The organism is Pseudoxanthomonas gei, assembly GCF_010119615.1.
In the GTDB taxonomy this organism is placed as follows: domain Bacteria; phylum Pseudomonadota; class Gammaproteobacteria; order Xanthomonadales; family Xanthomonadaceae; genus Pseudoxanthomonas_A; species Pseudoxanthomonas_A gei.
Genome location: NZ_QOVG01000006.1, coordinates 152,039 through 170,023, shown reverse-complemented (window position 1 = coordinate 170,023; position 17,985 = coordinate 152,039). Strand labels below are relative to the sequence as shown.

Here is a 17,985-nt window from a genome sequence, read left to right as displayed (position 1 = left end):
CGGCTTCTTCGCGCAGCGGGCTATCGTCCAGACTCACCAGCACTCAGACAGGGTCGCCGCGCCACTTTTGGTCTTCACGCCGGCCTGCGTCAGGGTTAGTGTTCCGCACCGGTCCACCGCCTGGGCGCCAGCCGGAGTCGCAGTGATGGTGAACGTGTTGGCATCGCCGAACGCGCCGGCGGGCGTCAGGTTGTAATGGGTGGTCGCTCCGGCTTCTCGCGGGGAAACCGTGGTTGGCAGGGTGAAACCCACATAACTGTTGTTGGTGGAGTGGAATCGCTCAGCCAATCCTGCGTACTCCACCATATCCGCCTTGGCCTGGGCGCGGCGCGACTTGCGGATCTGATCCTGGTAGGACGGATAGGCAATGGCGGCAAGGATCGCCACGACTGCAACCACGATCATCAACTCAATCAAGGTGAAGCCGCGCACCCTTCCCGCGAGTGCTGGCAGGCGCAACGCATAGGTTGGCACCACGGTTTTTCCATTGCTCATCGCACCTGTCTCCATGATTGTCGCCCGCACGGCCTTGGGATGTACATGGGTGGCGCCCCCGCCACTTGCACCAGCATCGTGCAGCGTGTTCCAGGCGGAGGTGCTACTTCAGTACAACCAGGACTGCCTGGAACGCAGGTGAGCGGCTGGACGCGGGGATTGGACATTACTGCGACGTCTTTCACCGGTGCCGACCCACCCGTATCCAGGGTGATGGCTCCCGTGGCAGTCCCCGGCTTTGGCCCGGTGGGCGACCCTACGCTAACCTGTGAAAGCGCAGCTCCGCCACTCAGGGCGTTCAATCCATAAATCCTGTTAAGCCCTTCCCCGGAGCATGAGCCAGTCGAGAGTGGCGCATAGGAAGGGAAAAACACGACGCCCCCTTCTATTCGCGGATAGCCTACCGAACGCTCGCCGGTGGCGGCGACAGTACCGCTGGTGGTGATTCCGAGATCCAGATACCAGCCGAGTTTGCCCGCAGTCAGGACGTTGGTACTGACCGTACGGTTGATTCCGACGTCCGCGCTGGCGGTTTGCTGCTGCAACGCGCTCCGCCCACTGATCGCCACACCGTTATCCAGCACGCCGTAAAGCGTCTGTATCTGCTTATCGGTCTTGTCATTCTCGAACGAAAAGCTGCCCGTGCCGAAGTACAGCATCACGCCGCCATTGGGACCACTCGCGGCCTCGAAGCCACCCATGACAGGCTGGCGCGCACCGGTGCCGTCGGTAGCGACAAACAGCGGAGCTGCCGGGACCGTATTGTTGCGCAGATCGAATTTCCAGACCGCCCCGTTCTGGTCGCCGGCATAGACGGTGTCGGCATATCCGTCCCTGCCCGAAGTGGTGGTGCTGCCCACGAACCGGTCCACCGCGATCAGGTTGCCCAAGCCATTGGTGATGGCAGCGCGGGCGCTTTCCTCCGCCTTGATCTTGGTTACTGCGCCCGTGGCGACATCAACCACGAACAGGACCGCATCCTGGTTGATGCTGTTGTAGCCATTCCCGAAGATAGCCTTCCAGGACACCACAGAACCGACCTTGACTGGAACGATCACCGGCTTGCCCAGCACGTAACCGATGTTGTTCCTGACCGGCACTCCGCTCGAATCAAGCGCGGTCACCTGGTCGTTTACTTCCCAGAGGACGTTGCTGGGACCGAAACTGACCGGAGTGGTGACATCAAGGCCGAACACGCCACGACCACCGGCGCCTGCAGTGCCTACCAGCACGGTCTTCCAGCTGCTTCCGATATAAGCGTCGGAAACCGTGGAAGGACCGTCCACGTAATACGTGTGCTTGAACACCTGCGCGTTCTTGTCAAGGATGTTATACGGGAACAGCAGGTTACCCATGTGGCCAACAGCGGTGGCGGGCGCATAGGCAAACAATTCAACGCCTGTCTTGCCGTCGAATGCATGCAGCATGCCGTCGTTAGCGCCCACGTAGACCATGGGCTTGTCCGCAGTTTTCTTGGCCGACATATGCGTCGCATAGCTGGTGGCGTACGGATAAGTGAAGGTCCCATTGGCCTGCAGGTCGCGCACTGAGCGGTAGCCGTAGTCGAGAATGGGCGAAGTGACCAACGGGCTGGAACCCACGATATCCCCTAGCCGTGTCGTGCGCTTGCGTAGGGGCGTCGTCGTCGAAGTCTCCAGACTCTGGTCGCCGCGAAGATAGTCTATCGCCTGAGCCAACGTGACCTTCAATTTGCTCGTGACACCGGTAATGCCATCACTCGCGCCAGTGGCCGTGCAACGCTTCAAACTGTCTACACATAGATCTGCGGCGGATACGTTCGACGCATTGAACACCGCAGCGGCAGGCTTTACGGCACCGTTTGTCTTGCCGAAAACAATGTTGCGGGCTGCGGCCGCCGGAATCTTGCCGGGATCCGTCACCTCCCAGAGGCTCGTGAAGGTCACCACGTTCGTTAGCGGATCGCTGGCGGCCGACTGGCCACTCAAGGTGCTGAACCAATCGGTACTGTTGTTGGCCGAGGTATACCGCGGCACGACCGTAAACGATCCCGCTCCGATTCGGGAGCCAGTCAAGCCAATACTGCCAGAAGGCGTGTTGCCCGAACCTACCGAAGCTAGGATCCTGCGCATCGCATCGACGATTGCTGTTGGCGACTGGGCATTGATGTACTCACCGCGAGTATTAAGTGCGGCATGCCAGATATCGTCGACGTTCGCCGGGTTCAGATTCATGGTGCCGGTCGCACCCCATGCAGGTGGATTCGCATAGGGGTCGGCGGTCGCAGCAGCGTTGACGTCATAGACCGAGCCACGTGCGCCGAGCGTTACTCCGTAGAAGTTAACGTGCTGGTTCCTGTTGCAATCGAGGCGCGGATCGGGATTGGCCCCAGCGCACTGGTCTGGGACAGGCACATTGCCAAGTCCCATATCCGGGCGGATGTTGTTCTTGTACGACCACATTGCAAGATCGGCGATGGTATTGGACTGATTGTCGGCAAACGGCGTTCCCAAGCCCCCATCCTGGTTGTCCACGCCGGTAGTGACCAGACCACTATTGTTGTCGTTGGTGTAGCCGTCAGTGAAAAGCATGGCTGCATTCTTCTGGCAAGACAACTGCACCGGCGCTCCCGCATCGGTGCGCCTGAACTGATCGCCCATGTAACGGACCGCCCTACGCAGCGGCGTGTTGCCTGACGCATCCAAAGAACGCATCTGTGTATACAGACTGGCCTTGTCAGTGTTCATGTCGTACATGGTGACATTGCCCGACGGTGGAGCCGGATTGATCTTGAAGTAGCCCACCCGCATATCCTTTACGTCGGCCATCGACTGGGTCATGCCCGCGATCATCGCTCGGTTGCGGTTTCCATGATAGGTCCACCAATTGGCGAAATTCTGCGCCGCAGCTGTGCCACCCGTAGTGAAATTGCCTGCCAGATAAACATACTTGTAAAGGTCCGCGCCCTTGGGGCCCGCAGCCTTGATGAGCACCCGCTTGGTCAGGTCATAGCCCACTGGAGGCGTGGCCGTCGTACTCAGGTAGACCACCGCTGGGTAGTATTCGAAAGTAACACTGCAGTTCGAGCCAGCCGGGAACGTGATGTCGCTGGTGAGCGTGATCCAATTATTGGTTGCATTTCCGGTGCCCGGAACCGGGGAGTTGCTGCACTTGTTGTTGTTGTTGTACCTGGTTCCCTCGTACAACACCATGCCCGCCGTGAAGGTGAACGTACTCTGCAGTGGCTTGGTGAAGTCGAATGTCGTTCCACCATTGCGCACATCCTCGACAGCCGCGGTGACCGGAGAATCCGTCTCGAAGGAGCCATTTGCCATCTGCCAAGGCTTGTAATCCACTGCCGGATTGAAATAAGCGCGGTTGTACTCAGGATCGCGTGCTGCGCCGTAATGGTCCGGCCTGGGTGCACCGTCATCCACGACCTTGGAATACTGAGTGCCCGACTCAAGCGCCACGCCGTTCGCATCAAAGAAGCTGCGAGTGGTGTTGTTCCAGAAGCACCTTCCCTCTGCCGTCCTGCACAGCGTTTCGTCGCTGCTCATGGACCCGGAATTGTCCACCCCCATGAGGAACGCAGGCTTGATGTTGGCTTCGATATTCAACGGAGCCTGCGCCAGGGTGCCGGCCCCTTGCACCGCGAACGCCGAATAAACGTAATAGCCCATTACTCCCAAACCCAGGAGGGCGACGGCGGAAACGAGCTGAATGCGTCGGAATGACATGGCGTAGCTCTCAGGGGCTGAAGATCGTGTCGATGGCGGCGTCGGCCGTCGGATTGCTGGCGAAATCGGTTGCGTACGTTGTCACTTGGTAAATCGGGTTTGGGTCGCCGCCCTTCTCGGCTTCCCTGCCCATGCCCAGACTGGCGCCGCCGGAAATGCACTGGCCAATGGAGCGCACCAGCACCCGGTCGGCGGCTGCGTCGTCCATGGCGCGCTGCTTGGCCCAGTTGGTGGCATCAAACCCGGTATCGCAGATCTGCTCTATGGGCGCCGCGGTGCACGCGCTGGCTGTGCGGTTGACCTGCGCTTCGATGTAGCACTCTGTCATGCGCGCACTGCCTTCACTGTTCTGGAAGGCCAGATTCACGTTGCGGTAGTTGGCTGACATCTTTTCCTGGAGCCCCGCCACCTGCATGCCTACGATGCCGATAAGCGCCATCAGGATCAGCATGATCAAGGCGACGTACAATACTGCCCCGCGCTGAGAGGCGGCGGAATGCGGATTTATGCGCCTGTGTTGCATGGAAATCGCCTTCTTCATTGACCGTACAAACGATTACGCAGGGCAATCGTTGCTTCATAACTGTTGCGGTAGCGTCCATCAGCGGGCACGGTGTAAACCACCCCCAGGGCACGACGAGGGTCGACCGGCGCGGGTGCGCTGGAAATATCAGGACTGCGTGCGAGCAAACCCACCTGGACCTGACCCACTCGACGCCAGCTGGCTGCATTGGTAACGCCACCGGCCGGATCTACCACAGCTGCGGTGTTCTGCATGCCGATGTTGCCACTCAGGCTGTTGACGTCGGTCGATTCATCCTGCCCATACAAAAGCTGCAGATTCTCGATGCCTTCCACCAGCTCTTCAGTGATATTGGTGATTGCGTTGCTGCCTGCAGTAGAGGAGAAACGCGCTCGATACAGGGAGGGGACACCGCGGTTGTTGACCCCTACGTAGTAGGCAACGGCGTTGGCACGGTAAAGCATGGACTGGCCAGCCGGACTGGCGGTGTAGCGCCCGCTGAAATCGGTCGCCGTGGTATTCAAGCCATTCGCAGTCGCCGTAACCACGCCGGTGCCGGGTGCCACCGTGGAACCTTGGAAGACATCCGTGTAAGAGCAATCGGAAGCACCAAAGAGCACCGGGGTTGCGACGCCTTCGTCAGTGAGCACGCTCCACTTTCCGGAATCCACCGTTACCTGGCTTCCAGCCACGCCAATGATGGGCACTCCGTTTGCGCCCAAGTAGCGCAACATGAGAACGTCGCTGCCCACCCGGGGCGCCGGATTCAGGTTGCTCAGGTAGGCGGGAAGCGCCGGCGTGAACCCGGCCGTCGCACCGGCCACGTTGACGGTGTTTGTCGGCGCGGAATTGGCCGCCTCATAACCCTGGATCGAGATAGCAAAATTGAGCGGATTATCGGTTGCTGCCAGGTGGGAGATCAGCGCGCCGTTGGTCTGCAGCCGGGCCTGGTCATTGACACAACCATAATGGCCCGCCATGCGGATGTCGCGCTGCAGATAATCCATGGCGAAACGGCCATTCTCCTGGACACGCGCCAATCCTTCAGACAACTGGTAAGCAGTGCGGGAAGCACCGAATACCTGGACCAAGCCTATCAGCAGGATCAAGCCAATCAGCAACGCGATCATTAACTCGATTAGCGAAAGGCCCTGGATGTGTTTGCGCGATATCCGGTTCACAGGCGGGTACTCAAGGTAAGGGTGCCGGTCTCATATGCGCCAGTCCTGCGGGCAGCATTGCTTTCCCAGCGCTGGTCTCCCCAGACAATGGTCACCGTGGCAATTCCACCCGCATAGGTGACTGTTGCGCTTGATCCGACACCAAGCGCGGCGCGGACCTGGCACTGCCATCGCGTGATGTTGCTGGCGACGGTGACTGTGCCAGTAGCGCGTGTGCAGGCAGTGTCGGTACCGCCAGTGAATGTCGCATTACGGTACTCAACGGCACCGAGCCTGTTGCTGCGCATCTGATCGAGCATGTCGTACGCAAGATTGGTGGCATGGGTCCGCTGATTCGCGCTTTGCGAATAGCGCACGCTCATCGTCTGCAAAAGCGCAAATCCGAGCAGCCCGACGGCCATTACCAATACGGCCACCATCACCTCGATCAGAGTGAATCCGGCCTGCCGGCCGCGACCGGCCATATTTCGGCCTGAGCGGATCATCATGGACAATCACTCCGTTCCATCGTTACCTGGCCCGTCATGTTGACGTTCATGGTCCTGACCAGGTTGCTGCCTGCCGGACACACATACGATTGCATCACAACGGCCTGGTTTCCTCCCATCGCTCCGCCAGTGCCATTGCGGGCCGACATACGCCCGCGGTTATCGAAGACGAAAGCGCCCACGCCGCCAGCATTGATCGCCATTTTCGACCTGCCTTGCGAATAACGGACGATGGTGTCGGTGGCCTCCAGGGTGCCCAGGCCGACATTGCCGACATCAGTCCACACCAGCCAGCCCAAGTTCCAGTCTGCTCCACAAGTCGCGCCGTCCGCGCTCGCGCATACGCCTGCGCTCTGGGTCCCGCGGATCGCCTCGCTGCGCGCCAGGGATATCGCCCCGAGGAATTCATTGGTCGTTGTGGCGACTTGGTTGGAGCGCAGGCTGGCTTGGAAGCTTGGAAGGGCGATCGTCAGCAGGATAGCCGCGATGGCAATCGTGACCATCAGCTCAAGGAGGGTGAATCCCTTCATTTGGTGCGTAGACATCGAGCATCCGCTCCCCAGCCAGGATGGATGCACCTTATCCGAGGCCGGGTGCCAGGCAAGCCAGTTCAGGATAGGCGGTCGGGATAGAGCGACAGGCGTTGCCATTCCGGTGGGCGCCGGCTCATTTATCCAGGGGCACCACCACCTCACACTCGTATCCACCGTCGCTCGGAGCGCCCGACAGCCGGGCGCGCATGCCGAACTTGTACTTCAATCGATAGGCGATGTTGCGCTGGGCATGACCGGTTCCCCGCTGTAGCGCCAATCCCGGGAATTGCGGGGGTGGTGTCGGGTTGCCGATGCCGAAGTGCAGGTTCTCTTCATCGGTCCAGATCGCGATGTCCACTTTGCCTCCCTCAGGCAGCCGGGATATGCCATGCAGCACCGCATTTTCCACCAGAGGTTGCAGCATGAGGTGGGGCAGGCGCAACGACCACGGCAACTGATCGCCCAGGCGCCACTCCACTTGTAAGCGATGCCCCATGCGCAGCGATTCTATGGACAGGTAGCGCTTGGCGAGTTCAACTTCCTCCAACAGGCTGGAATCTCCGTCGTTGACGCCGAGCGCGGCCCTGAAAAGGTCGGACAGATCCAGCACCGCACGTTCGGCCACTTCGGGGTCGCGACGCACTAAGCTAGCTATCAGGTTCATGCTGTTGAAGAGGAAATGCGGTCGAATCCGTGCCTGCAATGCGTCTGCTTCGGCACGCGCATTCGCGTTCACCTGCGCCGACCAACGATCAATGACGTAGAAGTATCGAAGCAACAGGGCCGTCATCAACACCGCGATCGCCGCGCTTCCGCATAGGAATCGCCAAAACCCGACGTTCATGGCTGACGTCCCCAGAGTGTTGTACAGCGCGTACACCACTCCCGCGGCGAACAAGGCAATTGCACCAACCAACGCCAGCGCGACTGCCGCGCCCAGTGCGTGGGGCAGGCGCGACAATGGCCTGCGCAGCATGCACAGGAGCACCGCGACGGCCAATGCAATCCACAACGAGAGGGCGCTGGCTGAAACGAATTGGGACAGTGTCGGCGCGGCCTTGCCCGCCGGCCACAAGGCCACCACCACCACGACCAGTTCGGCCATCCCCAGCATGACCAATACCCTCGGTCGCCGGCAGAAGTCAGGTACCCAGGGTTCCCCCGTGCCAGTCACCATCCGATTCCCCCTGAGCTATGGATTCCATACACCCGGCATCAGTTCCACTCGCAGACCTGTCTGCAACTTGCATGCCGCGCTCAATTACGGCGGTGGCCCAGCCTGCAGCAGCGCTACGCCAACACGCGATAGCAAGGCCTGTATTCCCCCGCAATCTTCATCCGCCGCTGTTCGACGAACGCGCGCAGCAAGGCATCCAGTGCCTGCATCATGTCGGGGTCGCCATGGATCTCGAAAGGTCCGAATTCCTCGATGCGGCGCATGCCGTCTTCCTTGACGTTGCCGGCGACGATGCCGGAGAACGCGCGGCGCAGGTCGGCGGCCAAAGCGTGGGCGGGGCGTCCGTGGTGCAGGTCCAGTGCGGCCATGGCTTCGTGCGTTGGCACGAACGGCTGCTGGTATTCGAGCGGCACGTCGATGGCCCAGTTGAAGAAGAACGAATCCTTGTGGGCGATGCGGTACTCGCGCACCTTCCTGATGCCGGCGGTCATGTTTTTGGCCACCGCGACGGGATCGCCGGTGATGATCTCGTAACGCGTCGTGGCCGCTTCGCCCAGGGTAAGGCGGATGAACTGGTCGATCTGTTCGAAATACGGCGCGGCGATGGTCGGGCCGGTGAGGATCAGCGGGAACGGCAGGCCGGCGTTTTCTTCCCGCAACAGGATGCCAAGCAGGTAAAGGATTTCCTCGGCCGTACCCACGCCGCCCGGGAAGACCAGGATGCCGTGGCCGACACGCACGAACGCTTCGAGACGCTTCTCGATGTCCGGCATGATCACCAGGTGGTTGACGATGGGATTGGGCGATTCGGCGGCGATGATGCCCGGCTCGGTGATGCCGATGTAACGCGTGGTGCGGCGGCGCTGCTTGGCGTGGGCGATGGTGGCGCCCTTCATCGGGCCCTTCATAGCGCCCGGGCCACAGCCGGTGCAAATGTCCAGGTCGCGCAGGCCCAGCTCGTAGCCGACCTGCTTGGTGTAGATGTATTCCTCGCGGGAGATGGAATGGCCGCCCCAGCACACGACCAGATTGGGATCGGCCGGCTTCAGGATGCGTGCGTTGCGCAACAGGCCGAACACCGCGTTGGTGATGCCTGCGGAGGAAACCAGTTCGTCTTCGTGCTCGGGGCCCAGCTCGATGGCGGTGTACGCCAGGTCGCGCACCACCGCGAACAGCAGCTCGGCCACGCCACGGATGATTTCACCGTCGACGAACGCCATGGCCGGCGCATTAGCCAGGTCGATGCGCACGCCGCGGTCCTGCTGCAGCACCTGGATGTCGAAGTCGGGATACAGGTCGCGGGCCGCACGCGGGTCGTCCGACGCACTGCCGCTGGTCAATACCGCCAATGCGCAGCGTCGCAGCAATTCGTGCATGCCGCCGCTGGAGGCATCGCGGAGCCGCGCCACTTCAACGCGCGACAGCACGTCCAGCCCACCACGCGGATAGATCCGCGCGTCCTGTACCGGCAGCGCCCGGGTTGCCGTTTCGGTCATTTCCATGCTCGTGCTTGTCTTCATCGTGGGGCGGAACTGTAGCGCAGTCCGCCCCACAAAAGAAAACGGCCGGATATACCGGCCGTTCTCGTCAAGCACCTGCAGCAAATCAGAACTTGTAGCGGAAGCCCAGCTGCAGCGACCACTGCGAAACGCCCTGGTCGAAGCCGTCGGCATCGCCGTTGGCCACAGTCGGCTCGTCGGCGAAGCTGTAGCTGTACACGTACTTGCCGCCGTGGATGCCCTGCAGGGTGGCGACGCGGGCGTCGGCGAAGAAGCCGTAGTCGTAGATGTGGCCCCAATCCTTGTTGATCAGATTACCCACGTTCTGGATGTCCAGCCAGATCTCGGACTTGTGGCCCTTGAAGAAGCCGGGCAGTTCCTGGCTGAGGCGTACGTCGAAGGTGTTGACGAAGCTGCCGCGGAAGCCGTTGGTCGGCGCAATGCCGCCTGCGTACTTCGCCAGTTCCGGATGGGCCTCCAACCAGGTGAAGAAGTTGTTTTCCATCGCGGCGTTGGCGGTGAACACACCTGCGGCCGTCAACGTACCGAACTTCACGTCACCACGGCCGTTGGGCACGTAGAACAGGTCGTTGGCGGTACGCGTGTCGCCGTTGGCGTCGTTGACGAAGACATAGCTGTACGGACGGCCGCTGCGGCCTTCGTAGACCAGGCCCACGCTGGTTTCGTTGTCACCGAAGAACTTGTGCTTCCAGTTCAAGGAGCCCGAGAAGCGGTCCCTGATCTCGTAGCGCGCGGTGGTTTCCACGTCTTCATTGATGTTGAAGCCGTACTGGTAACCCCAACCCGAGCTGGCGGTGGAGCTGGTCAGCGGGCCGACTTCGGTGGCGCGCGTGAAGGTGTAGCCCAGGTTCCAGGACCAGTCGCTGTCGGCAGTCCAGGGCTTGGCGAGGCTTACGGTGAACTGCCTGGTCTTGCCCTTGTCGGTGTTGTCGATCAGGAACACGTTGTTGTAGGCAGCGCCACGGCCGAAGCGTGCATCGCCCGAGGCCCACGCGCGGCCGGTACGGGCCGGGTTCCAGTACAGCTCACGACCATCCGGGCCGAGCAGGTTGGCCACCGGGCCTGCGCCTGGCACCGGTGTCGGGCCCAGGTTGAGGCTCTGGTAGTACAGGCCGCTCTTGACGTTGGTAAGCAGCAACTCGGCCGAGGCCACGATGCCGTACCACGGCAGCTCATGGTCGATCGCCAGGTTGGCCTTCCAGATGGACGGCAGCTCGAAGTCGTTGGCAACGAAGTTGACGTTCTGGGTCGGCAGCACGCCCGGGCCCGCGGGAACGGTGGGGTTCAGGCCATCCGGACCGAACGGAACGGTCGGGTTGTAGGACTGGTAGTTGTAGGAGACGTAGTTGAGGCCGGTGGTGTTGTAGCTGTTGCCGATCCAGACCTGCGGCGCATCGCCCTGGAACAGGCCGATGCCACCACGCAACTGGGTGGGGCGATCGCTGTTGAAGGTGTAGTTGAAGCCGAAGCGCGGCTGGATCAGGAAATCGCCAGTGAAAAGTTCGCTGTTGTCATAGCCGAAATAGGCCGACGCGCCCGCGTTGTACTGCGGAGCGGGACTTGCGTCAGGACGGTCGCCGCGGACGCCCAGGGTCAGGGTCAGGTTGTTGTTGACGTACCAGGTGTCCTGGATGAACAGGCCGAGGTTGGTGCTGGCGTATTCGGCGGCGATGGAGCCCGGCGAGGTCTCCTTGCTGAGGTTGTAGCTGCTCCACACACCGTTGGCGAAGTTGTTCAGGCCGAAGAACGTATAGGTGCCATAGGAGTTGGCGCCGAAGTAGTTGTAGATGTCGTTGTCGCTGTAATTGGCGCCGAACTTCAGGTCATGGTCGCCGAGGGTCAGCGTACCGGCCGCGTAGTAGTCCCAGGTCTTGGTCAGCAGGGTGTTGCCGTGGGTGTTGGCCTCGGTACCCAGGTAGATGGAATCGCCGCTGGGAGACGCCTGGCTGCCGCCGAAGAAAATACGGATGCTGGGGGCGGTGCTGTCGGTGACGCGGACGGCGCTGTAATCGCGGTAGGAGGCCTTGAACTCGGTGGAGAAGTTCTCGGTCCAGTCGCTGAACACCTGGGCCACGTAGCTTTCGACGGTCTTCTCGTGCTGGTACCAGTACGAGCTGAGCGAAACGCTGGAAGCAGCCATGCCCTGGATGCGCAGCTTGTCCTGCACCAGCTTGCTGTAACGCAGGCTTGCGCGGTGGTTGTCGTTGATGTTCCAGTCCAGCTTCAACGCATATTCTTCAAGATTGGTATCGCCGTTGCTGGCCAGTCCACCGGCATTGAAACCGTAGCTGTCAGCGATCTGCTGCGCGCGGCTGATGTCGGCATCGGTGATGACGGCATTGGGCTTGCCCAGCGCAGTGGTGCTGAGATCGACACCCGGGGCTTTCTGCTCGAACTTCTCGTAGTTGGCGAAGAAGAACAACTTGTCCTTGACCACCGGGCCACCGATGGTGACGCCGTAGGTCTGTTCCTTGGTGAAACCGCCGAAAGGCTGGCCTTCGGGGTTGTCGCCGAACCAGTCGCCGTCACGGTAGGTGCCATAGACCGAGCCGTGGAATTCATTGGTACCCGACTTGGTCACCGCATTGACGGTTGCGCCCGAAGCCGAAGGCGTGCTGACTTCGTAGCCGGACAGCTTGATGTCGATCGCCTCGATGGCGTCCATCGCGACCGGCTGGCGGCGCGTGGTCATGTTGTTGCCTTCCAGGCCGAATGTATCGCTGGCCGAGACACCATCAATGGAGATGGAGTTGTAACGCGGGTTCTGGCCGCCGGCCGAGATGGTGCCTGAGGCGCGGTCGACGAAGGCGACGCGCGGGTCCAGGCGCATGTAGTCCTGGATGTTGCCGCCGATGGAAGGCAGGGCTTCGATCGTGACCTGGTCGAGGTTGGTGCCCGAACCCATCTTGGTGGCGCTGAACACTTCCGAGCCACCGGCCACGCCGATTGCGGTCACGGTTTCCAAGGTGGCGACGTCGCCGCCTGCCAGGGTCGCATTGACCGTACCGACCTGATTGAGGCCCAGGTAGATGTTTTCTTCCGAATCGGTGCCAGCACCGGCCTTTACAACCAGGACCGTGTACGGACCGCCGACGCGCAGGCCACGCGCGGTGTAGCGGCCATTTTCGTCAGTGGTAGCGCGGCTGACCGTGCCCGATTCCACGTGGGTGATGGTGACCTCGGCGCCGGCGACGGGAGCGCCGTCACTGCCGGTGACCAGGCCGCCCACACCGGACGAGGTGCTCTGCGCGAAGGAAGGCGCCGCGGCGAGCGCGACCACGAGACCAAGGGCGAGCTTGGACATCCGGAAACGGGGTTGATTCATTTGGTAAGCCTCAGTGCGGGTTGGCGATGGCGAAAACAACTGGATAAGGCAAGCGCAGGCACTCCGGATGGAGTGCTGGCGGTGAAGTGATGGGGTCCCTGTTTGGCCTGCGCCCTGAAGCCGCGAAGGTTAATAACAGGTTAACACGGTAGGCCTGATTTGTGACCGCCCGATGACCGCTTTTTGCGTTGCAGCATGGTCAAAAATCCGGCAACTTCGCTGCGGAACCTGAAGCGATCAGATACTGGGCGGTGAGAGTTTCAGGTAAGTGCCTATTCCATCAAGGAACATCTGCACGGAGATGGCAACCAGCAGCATGCCCATGAGGCGCTCCAAAGCGGTCAGCGCACTGCGCCCCAGCCAGCGATACAGCAGCGTGGCCGAAAACAGGATCACCGCGGTGGCTCCCCACGCGATCATCAGGGCCAGGCTCCAGTCCCACAGGCGTCCGGCCTCGTTGCCCATCAGCATCACGGCGGCCATGCCCGAAGGGCCCGCCACCAGCGGGATGGCCAGCGGGACGATGAAGGGTTCGCCGCCCGGGAGCTCGCCCATCAGGCCTTCGGGGCGCGGGAAGATCATGCGGATGCCGATCAGGAACAGCACGATGCCACCGGCGATCTGCACCGATTCCTGGCGCAGGTGCATCAGTTCCAGCGCGTACTTGCCGCCCCACAGGAAGCCCATCAGCACACCGAGCGCGATCAGCAGCTCGCGGGCCAGGACTATGCGCTGGCGTTTCGGCGCCAGGGGCTTGAGCACGCTGAGGAAGACCGGGATGTTGCCCAGCGGATCCAGGATCAGGAACAGCAGCAATGCCGCCGACAGGATCGTCACGCGCGCACGCTCCAGACCTGGCCGCGTTGGGATTGGCCGGCCGGCGAGAGCAGCGTCACGCAGGCCTGCGCGTAGTCGGCCGGGTCGCGCGCCTCCGGATCCTTGTCATCGGCATAGGCCCTGGCCCGCAGGGAAGTGCGCATTGGACCGGGCTGCAGCGCCGACACGCGCACGCTGGAATTGGCGAGTTCGGCATCCAGCATGCCCACCATCGCGGCCAGACCGTGCTGGGCCAGGCCGTAACCGCCCCAGTAGGCCTGCCCTACCCGACTCATGTCGTCCACGGTGAACACCAGCGCGGCGTCGCTGGACTGCTTCAGCAAGGGCAGGCAGGCCTGCGACAACCACCAGGGCGCAGTCAGGTTGACGTGTACGGCCCGGGCGAAATTCGCCGGGTCGGTGTGCTCCAGCGGGGTGAGCCCGCGAAACTCGGCCGCGCAGTGCAGCAAGCCATCCAGGCGTCCCAGCTCACGCTGCAGCCGATCGGCCAGCTCGGCATAGTCGTCGGGCGCCGCACCTTCGAGGTCCAGCGGATACAGCAAGGGCTCGGGACCCAGCTTCGCGCAGGCATCGTAGATGCGGTTCAACTTGGCTGGCTTGCGCCCCAGCAGCACCACCGTGGCCCCGGCACTGGCGCAGGCCTGTGCCGCCGCGCTGCCCAGGCCACCCTGCGCGCCACTGACAAGGACCACCCGCCCCTGCAACGCCCCGGTTTCCCGGGTCGGCAATCCAATCAGGCTCACGGAACCAGCGCCTCTGAAACGATGCGCTCCAGCTCGCCGGACTCGAACAGCTCCAGGGTGATGTCGCAGCCGCCGATCAACTCCCCATGGATGAAGAGTTGCGGAAACGTGGGCCAGTTGGAGAAGCGCGGCAGGTTGGCGCGAATCTCCGGCTCTTCCAGCACATTGACGGTATGGACCTTGCCGGCACCGGCCAGGGTCAGCGCCTGCATGGCGCGGCTGGAGAATCCGCACATGGGAAACTCCGGCGTGCCTTTCATGAAGAGCACGATGGGATGGCTGTCGAGTTCGGCCTGGATTCGTTCCATCACCGGCATTGCGCTTCTCCTGCTTTGACGGCGTGCAAACCGCGGTCGGGTAGACTCCCATTGTAAGCCTTCGCACGGCCCCGCCGTCGCGCCGAACAATCCCTGCCCAGCATTGCAAAAGGAAAAGCCATGGCCATTGAACTTCCCCCGCTCCCGTACGACCGTACCGCGCTGGAACCGCACATTTCCGGCGAAACCATCGACTTCCATTACGGCAAGCACCACAAGACCTACGTGGACAACCTCAACAAGCTGATCGAGGGCACCGAGTTCGCCGATCTGCCGCTGGAAGAGATCATCCGCAAGTCGCAGGGCGGCATGTTCAACAATGCCGCACAGGTCTGGAACCACACCTTCTACTGGAACGGCCTGAAGCCGGCCGCTGACGGTGGCGGCGGCGAACCCGGCGGCAAGCTGGGCGAGCTGATCAACCAGGCCTTTGGCGATTTCGCCAAGTTCAAGGAAGAGTTCACCAAGACCGCGATCGGCACCTTCGGCTCGGGCTGGGGTTGGCTGGTGCAGCGTCCCGATGGCTCGCTGGCCCTGGTCAGCACCTCCAATGCCGCCACCCCGCTGACCGGCGATGACAAGCCGCTGCTGACCATCGACGTGTGGGAACACGCGTACTACATCGATTACCGCAATGCGCGGCCGAAGTACGTGGAATCGTTCTGGGCGCTGGTGAACTGGGATTTCGTGGCCGCCAACCTGCGCTGATAGCTTCACGGCGCGAACCAGGAAAAGCCGGGCATGTCCCGGCTTTTTCATTGGCCCGGTGCGCGCTGTCAATCCACGGAATCATCCCCAGCCCGGGCACGCCCGATGCCCAATCCAGACCAAACCATCCAGTTGCCTGTGTCAACGCATTCGCTCCTGCCGGGTTACCGCAAACGCAGGACCCGACCAACCAGGAGAACGCGATGAACACTTCCCGATGGCTGATGGTTTCAACATTGGTGGCGGCTACGCTTTTCAGCGGCACGGCGCTGGCCCGCAACACCAGGCATGACCGCGACAACAACCCGCCCGGCCCCGCGGGCGGCCCGGGCACCAACTGGGAAAATCCCCCCGGCTGGAGGGGTGGCCCGGGCACTTCGCCGGACTATCGCTACTATCGCCATGCCGGCAAGCGCTACAAGTTCACTGCCGGCCGCAATGGCTATTACTACAACCCCGGTTTTGGCTACTGGCACCCGAGATACGGGTTATGGAACCAGGCGCGCCGCTGCTGGCTGGACTTTGACAACAATCCCCCGGGACCGATCGGCGGACGCGGCACCAACTGGGAGAATCCTCCCGGTGCTCGCGGCGGGCCGGGCGCCTCTCCAGACCGATACGGTCGCTGCCGCTGAGTCCTGGCAACGGAATGGCCGGGAAACCGGCCATTCCACCTGGATGCACGGCGTCGCTATCGCAACGCCTGGACGATAGGCGAAACCTGCGATTGGCGGGCCAGCAGGTCGCCCACTTGCCCGACCTGGGTGGCGAGTTCGGTCGTGGTTTCGGCGCGCAGCGTGGCGTGTCCGACCTTGCGCCCTGAACGCGGCAATTTGCCGTAGTCGTGCCAGTGGCCCGTAGGCTGCGACAGCACGGCCGTGCGATCGGGGACCTCGCCAATCCAGTTCAGCATGCAGGCATGGCCGAGCATGCGAGTGTCCCCCAGCGGCAAGCCGAGCACCGCGCGGATGTGGTTCTCGAACTGCGACGTCTCGGAACCTTCGATGGTCCAGTGCCCTGAGTTGTGGACCCGCGGGGCCATCTCGTTCGCCAGCCATTGTCCGTCGCGGCAGAAAAGCTCCAGCGCGAACACGCCCACGTAATCCAGCGCATCGGCGAGGCGACGTGCATGGGCGAACGCCTGCTCTGCCAGCGCGTCATCGACGATCGCCGGCGCAAGGCTTGCCGACAGCACACCGTCGACGTGCCAGTTCTCGGTCAGGGGCCAGCTGCGGAATTCGCCATCGCGTCCACGCACCGCCACCACCGAGAGCTCGCGCTGGAACGGGATGAAGGCTTCGACGATCAACCCGACGGTAGCTGCCTGGGAACCGAGCGCCTGCCAGGCTGCTTCCACATCGGCTACGGACCTGATCCGGAACTGACCCTTGCCGTCGTAGCCCATGCGGCGCGTCTTGAGTATGCAGGCGCCGCCGATCCGGGCCACCTCGGTTTCAAGCTCATCGCGCGTGGCAACCGCGGCGTAATCGCCGACCGGGATGGCCAGGCTGCGAAACAGGTTCTTCTCGACCAGCCTGTCCTGGGCCAGTGCCAGTGCACGCGGGTTGGGGAATACGGGCACGCGGGCGGCCAGCCACTCCGCACTTTCCGCCGGTACGTTCTCGAAATCGAACGTGGCCACGTCTACGCGTGAGGCGAACTCGGCCAGCGCGCTTTCGTCACGGTAGTCGCCCACCAGCAGCGGCGCGCACTGGCCGGCACAGGCATCGGCCTCGGTGTCCATGACCAGGAACCGCAGCCCGAGCGGTGCACCGGAAAGCGCGAGCATGCGGGCCAGCTGCCCGCCGCCCAGAATACCGACGGTGGTCATCAGGCCGATCCGGAACTTGCGATCGGCAGGCGCGGGTCATCGTTGGCAGTCACCTCGTCGCTTTGCCTGCTACGGAATGCTTCAAGTGCGCTGGCGATGCCGGCATGACCCGGCGCAAGCAGGGCAGCCGCGAACAACGCGGCGTTGGCGGCACCGGCATTGCCAATGGCAAACGTGGCGACCGGGATGCCCGCGGGCATCTGCACGATGGACAGCAACGAGTCCATGCCATTGAGGGCTTTGGACTGCACCGGCACGCCTAACACCGGCACGGCGGTCTTGGCGGCCAGCATTCCCGGCAGGTGCGCGGCGCCACCGGCACCGGCGATGATTGCGCGCAAGCCGCGGGAAGCCGCGTTTTGTGCATAGGAGAACAGCACGTCCGGTGTGCGATGCGCCGAGACCACTTTTACTTCGTAGGGAACACCTAGCGCATCGAGCTTCTGCGCGGCGTGCTGCATGGTTTCCCAGTCGGAACGGGACCCCATGACGATGCCGACCAACGGGCTTGGGGCTGTGGCGGTCATTGCCATCCTCTCTGGAAAAAAGGGCAGGCCATTCACAGCCTGGGTTCGCAAAGGCTTATTC

The 17,985-nt window shown here is 62.3% G+C and carries 16 protein-coding genes; 2 read left to right on the top strand and 14 right to left on the bottom strand.

Features of this window, described 5'->3' with window-relative positions; all coding sequences use genetic code 11:
- Positions 1-33: 33 nt before the first annotated feature.
- The 12 genes from DT603_RS10550 to grxD form a co-directional block, all read right to left on the bottom strand.
- Positions 34-495 (bottom strand): type IV pilin protein, encoded by a 462-nt coding sequence (locus tag DT603_RS10550; protein WP_162349932.1) that lies wholly within the window; start codon positions 493-495, stop codon positions 34-36.
- Positions 492-4,214: a pilus assembly protein gene (locus tag DT603_RS10545; RefSeq protein ID WP_162349838.1), complete on the bottom strand. Its 3,723-nt coding sequence runs from the start codon at positions 4,212-4,214 to the stop codon at positions 492-494. Before DT603_RS10545 ends, DT603_RS10550 begins: the two co-directional genes overlap by 4 nt.
- A 10-nt stretch (positions 4,215-4,224) precedes the next feature.
- Positions 4,225-4,755 carry a pilus assembly PilX family protein gene (locus DT603_RS10540; RefSeq protein ID WP_246191753.1) on the bottom strand — a complete coding sequence of 177 codons (531 nt, stop codon included), beginning with the start codon at positions 4,753-4,755 and terminating at the stop codon, positions 4,225-4,227.
- Positions 4,752-5,894 carry a PilW family protein gene (locus tag DT603_RS10535; protein WP_162349930.1) on the bottom strand — a complete coding sequence of 381 codons (1,143 nt, stop codon included), beginning with the start codon at positions 5,892-5,894 and terminating at the stop codon, positions 4,752-4,754. Before DT603_RS10535 ends, DT603_RS10540 begins: the two co-directional genes overlap by 4 nt.
- Positions 5,895-5,914: 20 nt before the next feature.
- A complete protein-coding gene (gene pilV / locus DT603_RS10530) occupies positions 5,915-6,403 on the bottom strand; it encodes a type IV pilus modification protein PilV (protein ID WP_246191765.1) in 489 nt (162 codons plus the stop codon).
- Complete coding sequence (locus tag DT603_RS10525; protein ID WP_162349837.1) at positions 6,403-6,936, bottom strand: GspH/FimT family pseudopilin; 534 nt, start codon at positions 6,934-6,936, stop codon at positions 6,403-6,405. The genes pilV and DT603_RS10525 overlap by 1 nt, the downstream gene beginning before the upstream one ends.
- 136 nt (positions 6,937-7,072) lie before the next feature.
- On the bottom strand, positions 7,073-8,116 hold the full coding sequence (locus tag DT603_RS10520) for a sensor histidine kinase (protein WP_162349836.1): 1,044 nt from the start codon (positions 8,114-8,116) through the stop codon (positions 7,073-7,075).
- A 113-nt stretch (positions 8,117-8,229) separates the two neighbouring features.
- Positions 8,230-9,618, bottom strand: coding sequence for a nucleotide 5'-monophosphate nucleosidase PpnN (ppnN, locus tag DT603_RS10515; RefSeq protein WP_162349835.1), 1,389 nt, complete (start codon positions 9,616-9,618; stop codon positions 8,230-8,232).
- A gap of 103 nt (positions 9,619-9,721) precedes the next feature.
- Positions 9,722-12,940 (bottom strand): TonB-dependent receptor, encoded by a 3,219-nt coding sequence (locus tag DT603_RS10510; protein WP_162349928.1) that lies wholly within the window; start codon positions 12,938-12,940, stop codon positions 9,722-9,724.
- Between the two features lie 258 nt (positions 12,941-13,198).
- Positions 13,199-13,798: a YhgN family NAAT transporter gene (locus DT603_RS10505; protein WP_162349834.1), complete on the bottom strand. Its 600-nt coding sequence runs from the start codon at positions 13,796-13,798 to the stop codon at positions 13,199-13,201.
- Positions 13,795-14,541, bottom strand: coding sequence for an SDR family NAD(P)-dependent oxidoreductase (locus DT603_RS10500; protein WP_162349833.1), 747 nt, complete (start codon positions 14,539-14,541; stop codon positions 13,795-13,797). Before DT603_RS10500 ends, DT603_RS10505 begins: the two co-directional genes overlap by 4 nt.
- On the bottom strand, positions 14,538-14,858 hold the full coding sequence (gene grxD, locus DT603_RS10495; protein ID WP_162349832.1) for a Grx4 family monothiol glutaredoxin: 321 nt from the start codon (positions 14,856-14,858) through the stop codon (positions 14,538-14,540). The genes DT603_RS10500 and grxD overlap by 4 nt, the downstream gene beginning before the upstream one ends.
- Positions 14,859-14,978: 120 nt before the next feature.
- Here grxD and DT603_RS10490 point away from each other — a divergent pair, with 120 nt between their 5' ends.
- Entirely contained in the window at positions 14,979-15,566 is a 588-nt protein-coding gene (locus tag DT603_RS10490; RefSeq protein ID WP_162349831.1) for a superoxide dismutase, read from the top strand.
- Between the two features lie 203 nt (positions 15,567-15,769).
- Positions 15,770-16,201 (top strand): hypothetical protein, encoded by a 432-nt coding sequence (locus DT603_RS10485; protein ID WP_162349830.1) that lies wholly within the window; start codon positions 15,770-15,772, stop codon positions 16,199-16,201.
- A 56-nt stretch (positions 16,202-16,257) separates the two neighbouring features.
- Here DT603_RS10485 and DT603_RS10480 read toward each other — a convergent pair whose 3' ends face one another.
- Positions 16,258-17,397, bottom strand: a complete 1,140-nt coding sequence (locus DT603_RS10480) for a 5-(carboxyamino)imidazole ribonucleotide synthase (RefSeq protein ID WP_162349829.1) — start codon at positions 17,395-17,397, stop codon at positions 16,258-16,260.
- Positions 17,397-17,924 carry a 5-(carboxyamino)imidazole ribonucleotide mutase gene (gene purE / locus DT603_RS10475; protein WP_162349828.1) on the bottom strand — a complete coding sequence of 176 codons (528 nt, stop codon included), beginning with the start codon at positions 17,922-17,924 and terminating at the stop codon, positions 17,397-17,399. The genes DT603_RS10480 and purE overlap by 1 nt, the downstream gene beginning before the upstream one ends.
- Positions 17,925-17,985 lie beyond the last annotated feature (61 nt).